The following is a 17,583-nucleotide window of genomic DNA, read 5'->3' as shown; positions in this document are numbered from 1 at the left end:
CCTGGATCCGGTCTCAGCTAGCGGGTGGTGGCAAGCTCGGCGTCGTGGTTCGGTGCCACCGTGACGACCTTGCCCGCGTCGGCCGCCTCCAACAGCCCTGCGGCGACCTGCACCGTCCGCAGGCCCTGCCGGAGGGTGACGATGTCGCTCTGCTTGCCCTCCACGGCGTCCCGGAAGCGCTCGTGTTCGACCAGCAGGGGTTCCCGCTTCGGAGCGGCGTAACGGATCATGTCGCCCTCCGCGACGCCGCGGAAGGCCCGCAACGCCTCCCACTCCGTGCCGATGGCGCCGTTGGCATAGAAGGTGAGGTCGGCCGTGAGGGTGTCGGCGACGAAGCAGCCCCGATCGCCGGTGATCACTGTGGACCGCTCTTTCAACGGGCTGAGCCAGTTCACCAGGTGATTGACCATCGTGCCGTCGGTGAGCGTACCGATGACCGCCACCATGTCCTCGTGCAGCCGGCCGCTGCGGGAGACCGTCCGGGCGGACACCGAGACGTATTCCTGGCCGGTCACCCAGCTGGTCAGGTCGATGTCGTGGGTGGCCAGGTCCATCACCACGCCGACGTCGGCGATCCGGTGCGGGAAGGGGCCCTGCCGCCGGGTCACCACCTGGTAGACCTCGCCCAGCTCGCCCGCCTCCAGGCGGGTCCGCAGGTTCTGCAGGGCGGGGTTGTAGCGCTCGATGTGGCCGACGCCGGCCACCAGTCCACGGCTCTCGAACGCCTCCACGATCCGGGTCGCCGCCTCGACGGACTGCGCGAGCGGCTTCTCGATCAACGCGGACACACCGTGCGCGGCGAGTTCGAGCCCGATCTCCTCGTGCAGCGCGGTCGGGCAGGCGACCACGGCGTAGTCGATGTCGCGGGCCAACAGCTCGCCCAGGTCGGGCAGCACCGGCGCCCGGAGCTGCCCGCTCGCGTCACCGACGGGGTCGACGATGCCGACCAGTTCGACGCCGTCCAGACCGGAGAGCACCCGGGCGTGGTTGCGCCCCATCGCGCCCAGGCCGATCAGGCCGGCGCGCAGCTTGTCGCTCTGCCGCTTGCTCACTGGGCACCGCCCGCGAGGTTGGCGGCGTCCGCGATCCGCTCGAGGTCGCTCTGCTCCAGCGTGGGGTGCACCGGCAGCGAGATCACCTCGGCCGCGGCCCGGTCGGTCTCCGGCAGTTCCCACGGGCCGGGCCGACCGTCCGCACCCAGGTACGGCTTGAGCCGGTGGATCGGGGTCGGGTAGTAGACGGCGTTGCCGATGCCCTGCTCGGTCAGACGCTCCTGGGCGGCGTCGCGGTCGCCCCGGACGCGGACGGTGTACTGGTGGTACACGTGCCGGGCGGCGTCCGCCACCGGCGGGGTGATCATGTTGGTGATCTTCGAGTCGAGGTACTTCGCGTTCGCCTGGCGCTGTGCGGTCCACTCGGCCAACTGCGTCAACTGCACCCGGCCGATCGCCGCGGCCACGTCGGTCATCCGCATGTTGGCGCCGACGATCTCGTTGGCGTACCGCTGCTCCATGCCCTGGTTGCGCAGCAGCCGCAGGGTGCGGGCGAACCCGGCGTCCGCGGTGCTGATCATGCCTCCCTCCAGGGAGTGCATGTTCTTCGTGGGATAGAAGCTGAAGCAACCGGCGATGCCGAACGCACCGACCGGCGTGCCGTGCAGGCCGGCCCCGTGGGCCTGGGCCGCGTCCTCGACGACGGCCAGACCGTGCCGCTCGGCCACCGCCATGATCTTGTCCATCGCGGCCGGGTGGCCGTACAGGTGCACCGGCATGACGGCGACCGTCCGCGGGGTGACCGCGGCGGCGACCGCATCCGGGTCGAGGCAGAAGCTGTCCCGCTCGATGTCGGCGAAGACCACCTCGGCACCGACCAGCCGCACGGCGTTGGCGCTGGCGGCGAAGGAGAAGGACGGCACGATCACCTCGTCACCCGGGCCGACGCCGAGCGCCAGCAGGGTCAACTGGAGGGCCGAGGTGCCGGAGTTGACGGCGACACAGTGCCGACCGGCGACCACCTCGCCGAACTCCTGCTCGAAGGCCGCGACCTCGGGCCCCTGCACCACCATGCCGCTGCGCAGCACCCTGACCGCCGCCTCGATCTCGGCCTCGCCGATGATCGGCCGGGCTGGCGGTATGAAGTCCGGACGCTGGCCAGTCATGAAGGTCCTCCCGTGTCACAAGACTTGTTCGCGAGTTCGGGGTGCGATACTAGTCCGTTTGGAGCGGGAGTCGGGAATGGCACTCATGTGGCATCCGGTCCGCGTTCACGTTTCATCCAGCGGACGGATGTCCGCGCAGCTCACGGCACCTCCTCCCGCGGGCTCGCGCAGACGACCCGCAGTGCGGCCACGGCCGCCTCCGCCATCCGGGCCAGCTCGGAGGGCTCCAGTGGCACCCGGGCGATGGCCAGCCGCCAGTAGACCGGCCCGACGATCAGGTCGGCCGCAGCGCGCGGATCCGCACCGGGGGGCAGCTCCCCCCGCTCGATCGCCCGTCCGATGACGATCTCGCCGATGCGGTCCTGGTAGTCGTTCAGCGTGCTCTGCAACGTGCCGGCGATCTGCGGGTTGCGTGCCGCCTCGGCGAGCAGATCGGGGATGATCTGTGTCGCCATCGGGTGACCCAACGCACCGGTCACGACCAGCAGCAGCAGGCGTACGTCCCCGTCGAGGGTGCCGGTGTCGAGCATCGGCAGCTTCCGGCTGGCGACGGCCGAGACCACGTCCAGCACGAGGTCGAGCTTCGAGTTCCACCGACGATAGATCGCGGTCTTGCTGACCCCCGCCCGCCGGGCCACCGCCTCGATCGAGAGCCGGCCGTAGCCGACCGCCGCCAGTTCGTGCATCAGGGCCCGCCGGATGGCCGCGGTGATCTCTCCACGGAGCACCGCGGCACCGGCCGGCGCGCGCCTCTTCTCGGTCGTCACCTGGGACTCTTCTCCACTGTCACGAACAACAATGTAGCGCAACGACGGTACGGTTGCGTCCCGACGTCTTTCGGACTACTGTCCACGCAGCGGCGAGGCGGCGCTCCACGCTAGATTCCATCGTCGCGAACGTATCCGCCGCACGACAGATCGGAGCGCCCATCCCCATGGCCAACACCACGCTGGCCGACCCCGACTCCGGCCTCACTCCCGCGCAGGTGGCCGCCCGCCACGGCCTGCGGGTGGCCGGGGAGCGGCCCTCACTCCGCCGCTACAGCGGTGAGCTGTGGCGTTACCGGCACTTCGTCGCCGCGTACGCCAACGCCAAGTTGACCGCCTCGTTCAGCAACGCCCGACTCGGGCAGCTCTGGCAGGTGCTCACCCCGCTCAGCAACGCGGCGGTCTACTACCTGATCTTCGGCGTGGTGCTGGAGCAGAACCGGGACATCCCGAACTTCATCGCCTACCTCACCACCGGTCTGTTCATCTTCAACTTCACCCAGACCACGGTGCAGCAGGGCACCCAGGCGATCAGCGGCAACCTCGGCCTGATCCGGGCCCTGCACTTCCCCCGGGCCTGCCTGCCGCTGGCGATCACCGCCACCCAGTTCCAGCAGCTCCTGGGCTCGCTGCTGGTGCTGGTCGGCATCGTGGTGGTCACCGGCGAGCCGATCACCCTGATGTGGCTGATGCTGGTGCCGGCGGTGCTGCTCCAGACGGTCTTCAACGCCGGGCTGACCATGGCGATGGCCCGGCTGGGCGCCAAGGCCAGCGACCTCAAGCAGGTCATGCCGTTCGTGCTGCGGGCCTGGATGTACGGCTCCGGGGTGCTCTACAGCGTCGAGCTGTTCTCCAACAACCTGCCCGGCTGGGCCGTCGGGATCGTGCAGTTCAACCCGATGCTGGTCTATATCGAGCTGGCCCGGACCGCCCTGCTGGAGCAGGCCCCGTTGCTCAACGACTCGCTGCTGCTGACCTGGCTGATCGCGGCCGGCTGGGCGGTCGTGATGGGCATCGGTGGCTACTTGTTCTTCTGGCGCGGCGAACAGGAGTACGGTCGTGGTTGATCACCTGGCGATGTCCAACGACGTGACGGTCACCCTGCCCCGGATCCAGGAACGCATCCCGACCGTGGTGGTGGACGACGCGCACATCGTCTACCGGGTACACAAGGGCGCCGCCGGCAACACCAGCCCGGTGGCCGCGCTCAAGCGGATGGTGAGCCGCTCCTCGGCGCCGAACGTGCGCGAGGTGCACGCGGTGCGCGGGGTCACCTTCACCGCGTACCGGGGTGAGGCGGTCGGACTGATCGGCACCAACGGCTCCGGCAAGTCCACCCTGCTGCGGGCCATCGCCGGCCTGCTGCCGGTGGAGCGCGGCGCGATCTACACCCAGGGGCAGCCGTCGCTGCTCGGGGTGAACGCGGCGCTGCTCAACGACCTGCCCGGCGAGCGCAACGTCACGCTCGGCTGCCTGGCCATGGGCATGCACCCGGCCGAGGTGCAGCGCAAGGTCCCCGAGATCATCGAGTTCTCCGGGATCAACCAGCGAGGCGACTTCGCCTCGCTGCCGATGCGGACGTACTCCTCCGGCATGTCGGCCCGGCTGCGCTTCTCCATCGCGGCGGCCAAGCAGCACGACGTGCTGCTGATCGACGAGGCGCTGGCCACCGGAGACAAGGCGTTCCGCAAGCGCAGCGAGAAGCGGGTACGCGAGCTGCGGGAGAGCGCCGGCACGGTGTTCCTGGTCAGCCACCAGCTCTCCTCGGTCCGGGACACCTGCGAACGGACAATCTGGCTGGAATCGGGCCTGATCCGGATGGACGGGCCGACCGCCGAGGTGTTGAAGGCGTACGAGGCGTTCACCAACGGCAAGTAGAGTCCAGGCGAACGTCCGGCGTCTCGACGACGTCGCGCGGACCGCGTCGGCCCGTTGGGGTGACGCGGTCCGCGCGTTAAGGTTCATCCCGTCGCCAGCGGCGGCGACACTCCCCTCCCACGTTGACACTCCCCGCGAGCCATGTACCCCGAGAGCGAGGACCCGCGATGACGCAGGACCTGACCACCGACCCGGGCAGCCAGCCGGACGACCCGGCGCCGTGGCGACCCTCGCGGACGGTGGCCGTGGTGCTGGCCGGCGGTACCGGCACGCGACTGGGCCTCGGCATCCCCAAGCAGCTCCTCAAGATCGCCGGTAAGCCGATCATCGAGCACACCCTGGCCGTCTTCGAGGCCGCGCCGGAGATCGACGAGATCATCGTGCTGATGGCCACCGGACACGTCGACGAGGCGCAGCGGATCGTCGACAAGGCCGGCTTCCGCAAGGTCACCAAGGTGATCGAGGGCGGCGACACCCGCAACGCCACCACCCGGATCGCACTGGACGCCGTGGGTGAGGCGGACTGCAACATCCTCTTCCACGACGCGGTCCGGCCCCTGCTCAGCGGCCGGATCGTCCGGGAGTGCGTGAACGCCCTCTGGACGTACGCGGCGGTCGACGTGGCCATCCCGTCGGCCGACACGATCATCCAGGTCGACGAGGACGAGTGCATCACCGGCATCCCGGTCCGCGCCACGCTGCGCCGGGGTCAGACGCCGCAGGCGTTCCGGTCGAGCACCATCCGGGAGGCGTACCGGCAGGCCGAGGGTGACCCGAACTTCGCCGCCACCGACGACTGCGGCGTGGTCCTGCGTTACCTGCCCCAGGTGCCGATCAAGGTGATCGACGGTTCGGACGAGAACATCAAGGTCACCCACCCGGTCGACGTGCACCTGGCCGACAAGCTGTTCCAGCTCGCCGCCGCCAAGGTGCCCCGGCTGACCGACCACCGCGCGTACAGCGAAGAGGTCACCGGCCGCACGATCGTGATCTTCGGCGGCAGCTACGGCATCGGCCACGACCTGACCGAACTGGCTCGCCGCCACGGCGCCCAGGTCTTCCCGTTCAGCCGCTCCAGCACGGGCACGCACGTGGAGCGGCCGGAGGACGTCGAAGCCGCGCTGCGGACCGCCTTCGAGGCCACCGGACGGATCGACCACGTCGTGGTCACCGCCGGGGTCCTGGAGAAGGGCGCGCTGGCCGAGATGGACCAGGAGACCATCGACCGGGTGCTCCAGGTCAACTTCGTCGGCCCGGTGACCGTCGCCCGGCAGTCCCTGCCCTACCTCCAGCAGACCAAGGGCCAGCTCCTGCTCTACACCTCCAGCTCCTACACCCGGGGACGGGCCGACTACGCGCTCTACTCGGCCACCAAGGCGGCGCTGGTCAACCTGACCCAGGCGCTCTCCGACGAGTGGGCCGAGTTCGGCGTACGGGTCAACATCATCAACCCCGAGCGGACGGCCACCCCGATGCGGACCAAGGCGTTCGGCGCGGAGCCCGAGCACACCCTGCTCGCGGCCGAGACCGTCGCCCAGGCTTCGCTGGACGTGCTGATCTCGGAACTCACCGGCCAGGTGATCGACGTACGCCGGCCGCCCGGCGAGACGTCGGCTCCCGCCCCGGTACCCACCCAGGCCGACGCCAGCAGCGGCACCCGCGTCGGCTGACCCGCCGACGACGACGAGCACGAAGGCAGCGCCGAGATGCGTGGTGACCTGGTCACGAAGTTGGCCGCCCGGGGCCTGGCCACCGGCGGGGCGGTCCTGGCGTTCCTGGTGCTCGCGCTCACCGGCGCGACCACCTGGGGACTCGGGCTGGCGGTGGCCGCGCTCACCGCCACGGTCTGGGAGCGCCGGGTGCGACCCGGCGCCGACAGCGTCGCGGAGACCGCCCTGCTCGCCGCCGGGATCCTGGTCGGCTACGCCCGGCAGCTCGACGGCGGCTTCGACCCGATCCTGGTGGTCACCGCCCTGGTGCTGCTCGGGCTGGTGCTGGTCACCGGGCCGCTGCGGACCGCCGGCAACCTGGAGATCCGCGCCGCCAACCTGCCGGTACGCACCTGGGTGCCGCAGGTCGCCGCCCGGGGAGACGACGCGGTGGCGGGGCTGCTCGCCGCGCTGGCCGTGGCCGCCCTGGCCGGTCTGCCCGCCGTGGTCGCCCTACTGCTCTGCCTGCCGGTCGGCGCCGCCGCCGGGGCGGTCGCCCTCGACCTGGCCCGCCGCCGGTTCCGGCCGACGGCCGGCGGGTCGGCGGTCACCCGGGCACTGCGCCGGCACCAGCCGGAGTTCGTGCTCCACTTCTCCGCCCCGCCCGGGTCGGAGTACCAGGTCACCATGTGGCTGCCGTACCTGGAACGGATCGGTCGGCCGTTCGTGGTGATGCTGCGGGAGCCCGAGTTCCTGCCCGCCGTCGCGGCGGCCACCACCGCCCCGGTGGTCTACTGCCCCACCCTGCGCACCATGGACGAGGTGCTGGTGCCGAGCCTGCGGGTGGCGTTCTACGTCAACCACGGCGCGAAGAACAGCCACTGCATCCGGTTCACCCAGCTCACCCACGTCCAACTGCACCACGGCGACAGCGACAAGGCGCCCAGCGCCAACCCGGTGTCGGCGATCTTCGACCGGATCTTCGTGGCCGGCGAGGCGGCCATCGACCGGTACGCCCGCGCCGGGGTGGAGATCCCGGCCGAGAAGTTCGTGGTGGTGGGCCGTCCGCAGGTCGAGGCGATCGAGGTCCGCCACCAGCCGACGCGCGGGCTGGCGAACCCCACCGTCCTCTACACCCCCACCTGGACCGGCCACCACGCCGACGCCGACTACTGCTCGCTGCCGATGGCCGAGACGCTGCTGCGGCGGCTGCTCGACCGGGGCGCCACGGTGATCCTGCGCGCCCACCCGTACACCAACCAGCATCCGGCCTCGGCCCGACGCCTGGCCCGGCTGCACGAACTGCTCGCCGCCGACCGCTCCCGCACCGGCCGTCAGCACGTGTTCGGCGCCGCCGCCGGCCGGCTCACCCTGGCCGAGTCGGTGAACCGGGCGGACGCCCTGGTCTCCGACGTCTCCGGGGTGGTCTCCGACTGGCTGTACTCGGGCAAGCCCTACGTGGTCACCGACACCGGTGTCGACGGTGACCGGTTCGTCGAGCGGTTCCCCCTCGCCGCCACCGGCTACGTGCTGCGCCGGGACATGTCCGACCTGGACGACGTGCTGACCCGGCTGCTCGACACCGATCCGCTCGCCGAGGCGCGCTGGGCGACCCGTCGGCGCTACCTGGGCGACTTCCCGGCCGAGTCGTACGCCGAGGCGTTCCTCGCCGCCGCCCGGCGGGAGCTGGACCCGACCTGGACCGCCCCGGCACCACGGACCACGACCGACGCCGCCCTGCCCAGCGCCACCTGAGCGGTCTCAGCGCCAGGGGTCGAGCAGGGCCAGCACCGCCGCCGGATCCTCGACGTGGGCGTGGTGACCGAGACCGGGCAACGTCACCACGGGTACGCCGTACGCCCGGAGCTGGTCGTCGGTGACCATCGTGTCGTGTTCGCCCCGGGCCAGCAGGACCGGCACGTCGATCGCCGCCAGCAGGGCGGCCAGGTCGGGTTCGCCGACGGCGAAGGCGGCGGGGTCCATGGCCAGCCGCCACCGCCCGTCCACCTGCCGCAGCCCGGCGTCCACCGCCGGTTGCTCCGGGCCGAGCAACCCGGTCAGGCCGGCCACCCGCAGGTGTCGCCGGGCCGCCTCGTCGCGGGTGCCGAACCAGGTGACCGGCCGGGCGGCCAGGTCGGCGGCGCGGGCCAGCTCCGCCGGGGACCAGACCGCCTTGATGCCGAGGCCCACCACCGCGTCGACCGCCACGCCCCGGTCGGCGGCGGCCAGCGCCAGGCCGACCACCCCGCCGAGCGAGTGTCCGAGTACGACGATCCGGTCACCGGGGGCGAGACTCCCCGCGACCCGGTCGGCGAGAGCGGTGAAGGAGTACTCCGGCAGCGGCGGCGCGGCGCCGTGACCGGCCAGATCCGGGGCCGACCACCGGCCCGGCCACCGCTCCTGCAACAGCGGCGCCCAGGGCAGCCACACGTCGCCGGTGCCACCCATCCCGTGCAGCAGCACCAGCACCGCCCGGTCGCCCGACTCCTCGCTCATGCGCGAAGTCTGCCACCTGGAGGTAAGGAGGGGTCCCCTGCTATGCACGAGGCGTTAGCAGGGGACCCTTCCTTACATCTCAGGAGGAGTAGCCGCGGGTGGCGGCCCAGTGGGCGAGATCGATGGTGGTCATCCAGTACGAGTAGTACGAGGCGTCGGCCGAGTCGGCGATCTTGACCAGTCGACCGTCGTCCTCGTAGCCCACCACGGCGACGTAGTGGCCGCCGGGGAAGGAGTGCCAGCCGCCGTCGGTGTCGGTGGCGCTGCCGGCCACGTTCACCACGACACCGCGCCCGTCGGTGATCGCCTCGACCACGTCGGCCTGGAGCTGGTCCATCTGCGCCGGGCTGGCCGAGCCGCCCGGCAACATCGTGGTCGAGTACGGCCCGCCCTTGACCGTGGCGTTGAGCACCCGGGTGGTGTCCTGGGCCGAGTTGGTGCCGGCGTACGTGGTGCCGAGCTGGGCGGCCAGGGTGTCCTGGTCACGGTCGACACCGGCGGCGCTGAGCGCGTTGCGTACCGCGGCCGGGCCGCAGTAGTAGCCGGTGGTTTGCGCCTGGAAGTCGTAGTCCAGGACCTTCCGCGCCGGTGCCTTCGGGGCGGCCTTCGCACTGGTGGCCACCGGCGAGGGGGCCGCCGAGGTGGCCTTCGGCGAGGGCGACGGCGCGGCGCTGCTCGGGGCCGCGCTGCTGGGCGGGGTCGACGGGGTCGGCTCCACCCGGGCCTCGGCGCGGGAGACCGCGGTGTCGCCGCGCAACTCGGCGACGGTGGTCGTGGTGTGCGCGGTGGCCGGGGCGTCCTCGGTGCCGACGAGTACGGCACCGGCACCGGTGGCCAGCGCCAGCGCAGCGGCCGAGGCGGCGACGACCTGATAGGGGCGTTCGGTGGCCAGCCGGCGTAGCTGGCGCGTGACGGTCTGCTTCACGGAGTCCTCCACGGGAGCTCAGGGAGGCACGGCGAACCGCTCCGGCGGTCAACTCGACAGGACCTGTCGAGGACCGCCCGAGTACGGGGACGGCCGTGCGAGGGGCTGCGCCCGGATGACCGGGCGGGGGCGGTGGCCGCAGTCAGCTCGTAGCCGACGGCCCGGCGAGCGCGGGCACCGCAGTGCCGTGGAGGTGAGGGAACTCAAGGGGTACGACGAGGGGATGCACGAGAGGAAGGCTCCTTCCGACACCGCCGACCGGGTTAGCTGACGGGTTCGGGCGGGAAGACGGCCCTACCGTGAGCCGAGGCTCGCGGATTCACCCCAGTGGTGCGGTGGGTCCCCGGTTCGTGAGACCACGATTAGGCGGGTCGATGCGGCGTCGCCTCCTGCGATCGGGTACCGCATCGGACGGGCCGACACTACTGGCCGGCCATTGCCCTGCCAACCCGCTCTGACCTGCGTAAACATGATCCAGGTCGATGATTTTCGGGCGTTCGGTCAGCGACGTCGCGCAACGGGACCGACGGCGATCGACGCAACAGGCGGTGACAGGGGGACCACCCGCAGACAATGTCTCCGGGCATCGCGTCACGTCTCGGGCGGTTCCCGCCTCGGCGTCCGTTCCGGCGAGGGATGTGACCGGGCTCACCCAATCCGGCCGGACTATCCGGTCGCCGAGCCGGGTCACCCCACGCGCGCCGGTCGCCACCGCAGGACCGCTGCGGCCGGACGTGCGACGGCGGTGACGGCGGGCGCCGGGAACGGGTTCGGGCGCAGGCGCTGCGCGGCGGCGTACGCCTCGGCGGAGAGCACCCGGGCCGCGTCGATGGCCAGCTCGGCCTCCCGCCAGGCGGCCCGTTCCCGCTCGGCGGCGACCCGGTACGCGGCCCGGTGGTTGTCGCGGACGACCCGGGCCAGGACGACCTCCTGTTCGGCCGGGTGCAGTCGGGGATCCCAGCCGGCCCGACGCGCCAGCACGTCGGTGAGCTGCCGCGCCGACAGGTCACCGCGCCAGTGCGCCTGCATCGCCGCGTGGTGCAGCCAGCGCTCCCGGGCGGCGTACTCGCTGGCGGTGCGCGGGGTGCGGGGAGCCGGCAGCGCGGTGACACCGGCAAGCCGCCGGGCCCGGCTCTCCGCCTCGTCGAATCCGGCCCAGGCCCGGTCGAGAGCGGTCTGAGCGGTACGCCACGCCTCCTGCCGCCGGGCGGCGTTCTGCGCGGCCCCGGCGGCGGCCACGGCCACCTCACCGGCGTAGCGGCGCAGGTCGGCCGCCTCGGCCTCGGCGGGGTCGGCGGCCGGACCGGTGGCCTCGTCGGCGCCGGACGAGGCCGTTTCGGGCCGGGCGACCAGGGCGGTGAGCACGCCCAGCGCGAGCACGAGCAGCACCGACCAGATGGCGGCGGCCCGGGGCACCTCGATCAGGAACTGGTAGAGGACGGTCTTCTCCATGGCGGTACCTCGTGGGCAGTGGTGCGCTGACAGCGGACCGCGCCGGCATCCGGTCGTCCGGTGGCGGTGCCACGGGACCGGGCGGGGCGGTGACGGGATGTGTCGCGGGCAGAGGTCCCGGGCGTTGCGGGACGGGCTGCGGCGGAGTCCGGTCGGCGGGCCGCAGCGGGGCGCGAGGTCAGGCGCCGGGTGGGGCGCGGGCACCGTGGGCGGCCGGTGCGACCGTCGTCGGGACGGATGTCGCCGGACCTGCGACCACCGTCGCGGCGGGCCGCTGCGCCTCCGGGCGCGCCTCCGGCAGCAGTCCGGGTACGCCCACCGGGTCGACCCGGTCGACGACCCCGGTGTCGGCCACCGCGACCAGCGTGCCGCCCGACGTGGGCTGCCAGCCTGCGTGGGGCGGCTGCGCGAGCAGGGCGGACGACGCGACCCGGTCGACGGCGGGGTGCCCGGCCGGGGCGCCCTGGGCGGGCATCGCCCAGGCGCCGAGGGTGAACGCGGCGGCGACCGCGAACCCGGTCAGCAGCCGCGTCGCCCAGCGCGCCAGCCACCACAGGGGATGGGCGGACGCGACGGGAAGCACATCGTCACGCTACCGCCACCGCCGTCGAATCACATCGTCGGCGGGCGTGTCGCGTCGGCGACGCGCCGCCGATGACACACGAAACAGCAGGTCGGACGGCCGACGAGGGCCATCCACCATGGACTCAGCGGTGCGGGTCGCGCCGACCGGCGGTGCTCGACTCGTCACCCGCCACCCGCTGCCTCGGCAGCCCGGCGGGCGGCTCGGTACGTGGCTGCACGGGCGACCCCGCAGGCGGCTCCGCGCCCGCTTCTGCGGGCGGCTGGGTGGGCGGCCCTGCGGCCCCGGCGGCGGGTGGCGGGGCGGACCCGGCGCGGCTCGGGGCGAGTCGCCGCATCATCGGTTGCTCCACGTAGCGGTGCAGCAACGCGGCCAGCGCCAGGGTGAGTAGCAGGAACCCGATCACCGCCGGCACTCCCCACCAGCCGGGCAGGCCGGTGCCCCAGTCTCCGGTGAGCCGCAGGATCGTCATGATCGCAAAGACGTGCACCAGGTAGAAGGCGAACGAGACCTCGCCCAGCCAGACCATCAGCCGGGAGCGCAGCGGCGACCAGCGGCCGTGCACGTCGGCGTCCGCCGCCGCCGCGATCACCAGGACGTACGCCACCGACAGCAGGGTCGCCCAGAGCTCGGCCCGGATCCACTGCGAGGCCGCCACCCAGGTCGCGACGAAGATCACGGTGGCCAGCGGCAGCCGGGGCCCGCGCCAGCGACCGCGCAGCATCAGCTCGGCGGCGGCCACGCCCATCCAGAACTCCAGCGACCGCACCAGCGGGAAGATCTGGGCGAACCACCAACGGCTCTGCTCCGGCACCAGCAACTGACCGGGCCAGAGCGCCAGGATCAGCAGCGGCATGGCGATCACCACGGCCCACAGCATCCACGGCCTGGCCCGGCGGACCAGCGGCAACGCCAGCGGCAGGCAGAGATAGAAGAACAGTTCGCAGGAGAGCGACCAGCTCACGTTGTTGACGCTGTAGAAGTAGCCCGGTCGCGGGTCCCAGGCCTGGAGCAGGAACAGGTTCTCCAGCGCGGCCACCGGGTTGATCGGGTCGGCGAACCAGAGCGCCGCGAGCATGGCCAACGCCCACATCACCACGTGGTTCGGATAGATCTTGGCGATCCGGCGACGCCAGAACCGGCGGCGGGAGTCACCGACCCGGGCCGACCAGACCAGCACGAAGCCGCTGAGGATGAAGAAGAACTGCACGCCGGACAGGCCCAGGGTGAAGATCTCGCCGACCACCGCCTGGTGACCGGGCTCGGCGATGATGCGCATGGTGCCGGCGTGGAAACCGAAGACCAGCAGTGCGGCGATCCAGCGCAGTCCGGTCAACGAGGGCAATCGGCTGGCGTCACCGCGTCGGGTGGTGGAGGGTGGCCTATCGACGACGGTGGTGCTGGTCATTCCGGGCACCATACCGGTGCGGGCACTCCCCCTCGAACCGGGCGGGGAGGCCGGGCGGATGGGGCGGATGTGGCTCAGGTGTCAACCGGTCCCCCGGTGGCCTACTATTCCCGGGACTTGGATGAGCACCCACCCCGCCATCCGGCCCGGTGGTGCGCTGGGCATGCCGAGGCGGGGGGCGGCACCGACGAGAGGCAGAGTCAGCGATGCACCAGCGGATCCTGATGCGGGCCCGGAAGGGTCCCTTCGACGTCAACTCGCCCGAGGAGACGTTCGAGCGGAACCTGATCGGTGAGAACGCGGGCAACCTGGTCTTCAGTCACGCCGCGAACAAGCTGCTGGCCACCCGTGCGGCCACCATCACGCCCAACGGCTTCACGGTCAACATGCGCGACAGCGACCGGATCAACGAGGAGTACGACGTCTTCGTGGTCCCGCTGGCGAACGCGTTCCGGCGCAGCTACGCCCACCGGCTCGACGCGATGAGCCGGCTGATCGAGCGGCTCAAGATCCCGGTCGTGGTGCTCGGGGTGGGTGTGCAGACGAACGTCGACGGTGACCGGGAGTACCTGCGGCCGATCGACGACCAGGTCAGCCGCTTCTGCCGGGCCGTCCTCGACCGCTCGCCGAGCATCGGCGTCCGGGGCGAGATCACCGCCGACTACCTGCGGACGATCGGCTTCTCCAACGTCGACGTGATCGGTTGCCCGTCGATGTTCCTGCACGGCGACACCCTGCCGGTGGACAAGCGCAAGACGTTCATCGGCCCGTACGACCGGATCGCGTTGACCGTCTCGCCGTACGTCAAGTCGATGGCGCAGATCATCAAGACGCACCACCAGCGCTACGAGAACCTGCGCTACATCCCGCAGGACCTCAAGACGCTGGGCACCCTCCTCTTCGGCGACGCTCCCGAGGACCGTGGCAAGAGCGGCGAGATCCCGATCCACACCACGCACCCGCTGTTCACCGAGGACAAGGTGCGGATGTTCGTGGACCCGTGGACCTGGATCGACTACCTCTCCGGGTTCGACTTCAACTTCGGCACCCGCATCCACGGCACCATCGTCTCGCTGCTCGCCGGTACGCCGGGCTTCCTCTTCGCGCACGACTCGCGCACCCTGGAGCTGGCCCGCTACTTCGAGATCCCGCACCGCGTGATGCGTGACGTGCCGGCCGACGTGGACGCCGCCCAGCTCTACGACGAGGCCGACTACTCGGGCATGGTCAACGGCCACAAGCAGCGGTACGACACGATGATCCAGTTCCTGAACAAGCACGACCTGGGCAACTCCTTCAACGACGCCGACAGCGCGGCGGTGTTCGACGCCACCCGGCAGGCGACCGTCTTCCCGCCGGCCGTCCGCCCGGCGTTGGCCACCTCGCCCGAGGTGCTGGTCAAGCGCATCGAGTGGCTGCGCGACCAGGAGGCCGCACTCCGCGATCAGGCCCAGACGACGGCTCGGCCGGAGCGGATCCGCACCCGGATCAAGAAGGCGGTCCCCGGCTCCGTGCGCCGCATGCTCAACCGTTAACCCGGCACTGCCCGGCTGTTCAAACACTTCACCACCGACGGCCACGTCGGGTTCCAGGGCCGTCCACCCGGGCGGTCGATGGTTGCCGCGTGGTCATTGCGCCGACGCACGCGCCGCTGTTGAGCATCGTGGTGCCCGTCTACGGCGTCGAGGCGTACCTGGGACAGTGCCTCGACTCGATCCGTGGTGACGTCCCGGCCGACCGGGCCGCCGAGGTGGAGCTGGTCGCGGTGGACGACGCCTCGCCGGACGGGTGCGGCGACCTGCTGCGCGCGTACGCGGCCGAGCACCCGGGCGTACGCGTGCGGCACCTGGAGACCAACGTCGGCCTCGGCCCGGCGCGCAACGCCGGGCTGGACGTGGCCACCGGCCGGTACGTGTGGTTCGTCGACAGCGACGACTGGCTGCCGCCGGGCACGATCCCGGCGGTGCTGGACCGGCTGCGGGCCGACCGCCCCGACGTGATGATGATCGACCATCTGCGGGTGCACGACTGCGGCCGTCGGGAGGAGGACCCCAGCAGCCGGTTGCTGCGGGACACTCCCGGCGTGCTGCGGCTGGTCGACCGGCCCCGGCTGCTGCGGGTGCAGCACACCGCCTGGAACAAGGTGGTCCGCCGGGAGTTCCTGGCCGAGCTGGGCTTGCGTTTCCACCCCGGCTGGTACGAGGACATCCCGTTCAGCCACCCGCTGCTGATCGGCGCGGAGCGAATCTCGGTGCTGGACCGGGTCTGCTACCTCTACCGCCAGGGACGGCAGGGCGCCATCACCTCGACCCGCAGCGGCCGACACTTCGACGCCTTCGACCAGTACGACCGCCTCTTCGCCTGGCGGCACGAGCGGTATCCGGACGGACGCTGGCACAGCGAACTGTTCGACCTGATGGTGAACCATTTCCTGGTGGTGGTGGGCAACGACGACCGACTGCACCCGCACCTGCGGCGCGACTTCTTCCGGCGGGTCGCCGAGCACTACCGCCGGTACCTGCCGGAGCGCGGGTATCCCCGGCCCGGCGGGGTGGCCGGGTTCAAGCACCGCCTCGTCGGTCGGGACAGCTACCTGGCGTACGCCGCGCTGCGCCGGGCCCACCGAATGGCCACCCGCTTGCGTGCTGCGACGCCCGCCGCCCCGACCTCGCCCGCCGCACCCACCTCGACCGCTGCGGCGTCCGGGCCCGCCGCATCGACCTCGCCCGCCGCGTCCCCGGCCCCGCCCGACGGCACGCCGGACCCCACGTCGCCCCGCCCGTTGGTGCGGACTCGCCAGAACGGATCACGATGACCACCTTGAAGATCGGCCCGCATCTGGTCGGCGCCGGGGAGCGCCCCTTCGTGGTCGCCGAGATGTCCGGCAACCACAACGGTGACCTGGGCCGGGCGATGTCCATCGTGGACGCTGTCGCGGCGGCCGGCGCACACGCGCTCAAGCTCCAGACGTACCGACCCGACACGATCACCATCGACGTGGACACCCCGGCGTTCCGCATCTCCGGCGGGCACGAGCTGTGGGGCGGGCAGAACCTCTACCGGCTCTACGAGCGGGCACACACCCCGTACGAGTGGCACCGGCCAATCTTCGAACGGGCGCGCGAGCACGGCCTGACGGTCTTCTCCTCCCCCTTCGACGCCTCGGCCGTGAAGCTGCTGGAGGAGTTGGACGCGCCCGCGTACAAGATCGCCTCGTCGGAGCTGGTCGACCTGCCGCTGATCCGGCTCGTCGCGGCCACCGGCAAGCCGATGGTCATCTCCACCGGGATGGCCACGCTGGCCGAGATCGACGCCGCGGTCCGCACCGCGCGCGACGGCGGTGCCGGCGGGATCGTGCTGCTGGCCTGCACCGCCTCGTACCCGGCGCCGCCCGCCGACAGCAACCTGCGCCGCATCCCGGTGCTCGCCGAGGCGTTCGGGGTGCCCGTCGGCCTCTCCGACCACACGCCCGGCATCGGCGTGCCGGTCGCGTCGGTGGCCCTCGGGGCGTGTTTCATCGAGAAGCACGTCACGCTGGACCGCGCCGACGGCGGCGTGGACTCCGACTTCTCCCTGGACCCTTCCGAGTTGGCCGCGCTGGTGGTCGAGTCGGAGCGGGCGTACGCGGCGCTCGGCGGCACCGCCGTCGGCCCCACCCCCGCCGAGCGGGAGGGACTGCGTTTCCGGCGTTCGCTCTATGTGGTGGCGGACGTGCGGGCCGGGGACGAGGTCACCGCCGCCACCGTGCGCTCGATCCGGCCCGCCGGCGGGCTGCACCCGGTCGAGATCGACCGGGTCCTCGGCCGTCGCTTCACCACCGACGTCGCCCGGGGTACCCCGCTGAGCTGGGACCTGATCTGACTGATCGGCCTGGCGTCTCCCACAGCGACCTGGCCGCCGACCCGCCGACATCCTCGCCGAGGGCTGCGGCCCGGCGCTGTTGCCGCGACCGTTCGGCATCCGGGTCGACCGCGCGGTGCTCGTCGGGGGTGGCGTGGTGCTGGCCGACAGCTATCGGGCCAAGGCCCGGGGTGCCGCTGAGGGGTTTCCGACAGCGCCCGAAGCCCGGTGGGTAGATCTGTTGTCGCTAGGGCGACAACAGATCTACCCACCTCCCGGAACGACAGCCGACAACATCCCGCAGCCCGGCAGTCCGCCCTGACCGCGATCAGGTGGGGCCGAGCGGTCGGTGACACGACAGCACAGACGGTTCAGCTCGACAGGGCCCGACCGGGAGGTCCGAGGCCCAAGCCGGGAGGTCCGAGGC

The 17,583-nt window shown here is 71.9% G+C and carries 15 protein-coding genes and 1 riboswitch; of the genes, 7 read left to right on the top strand and 8 right to left on the bottom strand.

Annotated elements, in window-relative coordinates; translation table 11 throughout:
• Nucleotides 1-17: 17 nt before the first annotated feature.
• The 3 genes from ACWDVW_RS13650 to ACWDVW_RS13640 form a co-directional block, all read right to left on the bottom strand.
• Nucleotides 18-1,052, bottom strand: a complete 1,035-nt coding sequence (locus ACWDVW_RS13650; protein ID WP_449947919.1) for a Gfo/Idh/MocA family protein — start codon at nucleotides 1,050-1,052, stop codon at nucleotides 18-20.
• The gene (locus tag ACWDVW_RS13645; protein ID WP_117227538.1) at nucleotides 1,049-2,158 is read right to left on the bottom strand and encodes a DegT/DnrJ/EryC1/StrS family aminotransferase; all 1,110 of its coding nucleotides are present in this window, start codon (nucleotides 2,156-2,158) and stop codon (nucleotides 1,049-1,051) included. Before ACWDVW_RS13645 ends, ACWDVW_RS13650 begins: the two co-directional genes overlap by 4 nt.
• Before the next feature lie 140 nt (nucleotides 2,159-2,298).
• Nucleotides 2,299-2,925, bottom strand: a complete 627-nt coding sequence (locus tag ACWDVW_RS13640; RefSeq protein ID WP_396746330.1) for a TetR/AcrR family transcriptional regulator — start codon at nucleotides 2,923-2,925, stop codon at nucleotides 2,299-2,301.
• 167 nt (nucleotides 2,926-3,092) lie between these two features.
• Here ACWDVW_RS13640 and ACWDVW_RS13635 point away from each other — a divergent pair, with 167 nt between their 5' ends.
• The 4 genes from ACWDVW_RS13635 to ACWDVW_RS13620 all read left to right on the top strand — a co-directional run bounded on the left by ACWDVW_RS13635 (nucleotide 3,093) and on the right by ACWDVW_RS13620 (nucleotide 8,207).
• Complete coding sequence (locus tag ACWDVW_RS13635) at nucleotides 3,093-3,992, top strand: ABC transporter permease (protein WP_396746327.1); 900 nt, start codon at nucleotides 3,093-3,095, stop codon at nucleotides 3,990-3,992.
• Nucleotides 3,993-4,002: 10 nt separating this feature from the next.
• Entirely contained in the window at nucleotides 4,003-4,803 is an 801-nt protein-coding gene (locus ACWDVW_RS13630; protein WP_449948082.1) for an ABC transporter ATP-binding protein, read from the top strand.
• 167 nt (nucleotides 4,804-4,970) lie between these two features.
• A complete protein-coding gene (locus ACWDVW_RS13625) occupies nucleotides 4,971-6,473 on the top strand; it encodes a D-ribitol-5-phosphate cytidylyltransferase (RefSeq protein ID WP_449947915.1) in 1,503 nt (500 codons plus the stop codon).
• Between the two features lie 36 nt (nucleotides 6,474-6,509).
• The gene (locus ACWDVW_RS13620) at nucleotides 6,510-8,207 is read left to right on the top strand and encodes a CDP-glycerol glycerophosphotransferase family protein (protein ID WP_449947912.1); all 1,698 of its coding nucleotides are present in this window, start codon (nucleotides 6,510-6,512) and stop codon (nucleotides 8,205-8,207) included.
• A gap of 6 nt (nucleotides 8,208-8,213) precedes the next feature.
• Here ACWDVW_RS13620 and ACWDVW_RS13615 read toward each other — a convergent pair whose 3' ends face one another.
• The 5 genes from ACWDVW_RS13615 to ACWDVW_RS13595 all read right to left on the bottom strand — a co-directional run bounded on the left by ACWDVW_RS13615 (nucleotide 8,214) and on the right by ACWDVW_RS13595 (nucleotide 13,316).
• On the bottom strand, nucleotides 8,214-8,948 hold the full coding sequence (locus tag ACWDVW_RS13615) for an alpha/beta fold hydrolase (RefSeq protein WP_449947909.1): 735 nt from the start codon (nucleotides 8,946-8,948) through the stop codon (nucleotides 8,214-8,216).
• Nucleotides 8,949-9,027: 79 nt separating this feature from the next.
• Nucleotides 9,028-9,885: a C39 family peptidase gene (locus ACWDVW_RS13610; RefSeq protein ID WP_449947906.1), complete on the bottom strand. Its 858-nt coding sequence runs from the start codon at nucleotides 9,883-9,885 to the stop codon at nucleotides 9,028-9,030.
• Nucleotides 9,886-10,110: 225 nt separating this feature from the next.
• Nucleotides 10,111-10,252: riboswitch (cyclic di-AMP (ydaO/yuaA leader) on the bottom strand.
• Between the two features lie 308 nt (nucleotides 10,253-10,560).
• Nucleotides 10,561-11,325 (bottom strand): hypothetical protein, encoded by a 765-nt coding sequence (locus tag ACWDVW_RS13605; RefSeq protein WP_449947904.1) that lies wholly within the window; start codon nucleotides 11,323-11,325, stop codon nucleotides 10,561-10,563.
• 178 nt (nucleotides 11,326-11,503) lie between these two features.
• Nucleotides 11,504-11,908 (bottom strand): hypothetical protein, encoded by a 405-nt coding sequence (locus ACWDVW_RS13600; protein ID WP_449947902.1) that lies wholly within the window; start codon nucleotides 11,906-11,908, stop codon nucleotides 11,504-11,506.
• Nucleotides 11,909-12,032: 124 nt separating this feature from the next.
• Nucleotides 12,033-13,316 carry an acyltransferase family protein gene (locus tag ACWDVW_RS13595; protein WP_449947899.1) on the bottom strand — a complete coding sequence of 428 codons (1,284 nt, stop codon included), beginning with the start codon at nucleotides 13,314-13,316 and terminating at the stop codon, nucleotides 12,033-12,035.
• Between the two features lie 206 nt (nucleotides 13,317-13,522).
• Between ACWDVW_RS13595 and ACWDVW_RS13590 the strand changes: the two genes are divergently transcribed.
• The 3 genes from ACWDVW_RS13590 (at nucleotide 13,523) to pseI (ending at nucleotide 17,177) form a co-directional block, all read left to right on the top strand.
• Entirely contained in the window at nucleotides 13,523-14,851 is a 1,329-nt protein-coding gene (locus tag ACWDVW_RS13590; RefSeq protein ID WP_449947896.1) for a polysaccharide pyruvyl transferase family protein, read from the top strand.
• A gap of 89 nt (nucleotides 14,852-14,940) precedes the next feature.
• The gene (locus ACWDVW_RS13585) at nucleotides 14,941-16,131 is read left to right on the top strand and encodes a glycosyltransferase family 2 protein (RefSeq protein WP_449947894.1); all 1,191 of its coding nucleotides are present in this window, start codon (nucleotides 14,941-14,943) and stop codon (nucleotides 16,129-16,131) included.
• Nucleotides 16,128-17,177 (top strand): pseudaminic acid synthase, encoded by a 1,050-nt coding sequence (pseI, locus tag ACWDVW_RS13580; RefSeq protein WP_449947891.1) that lies wholly within the window; start codon nucleotides 16,128-16,130, stop codon nucleotides 17,175-17,177. The genes ACWDVW_RS13585 and pseI overlap by 4 nt, the downstream gene beginning before the upstream one ends.
• Nucleotides 17,178-17,583 lie beyond the last annotated feature (406 nt).

Source organism: Micromonospora sp. NPDC003241, assembly GCF_053589795.1.
The sequence above is the reverse complement of the archived record's forward strand: the minus strand, read 5'-3'. Positions and strand labels throughout refer to the sequence as shown.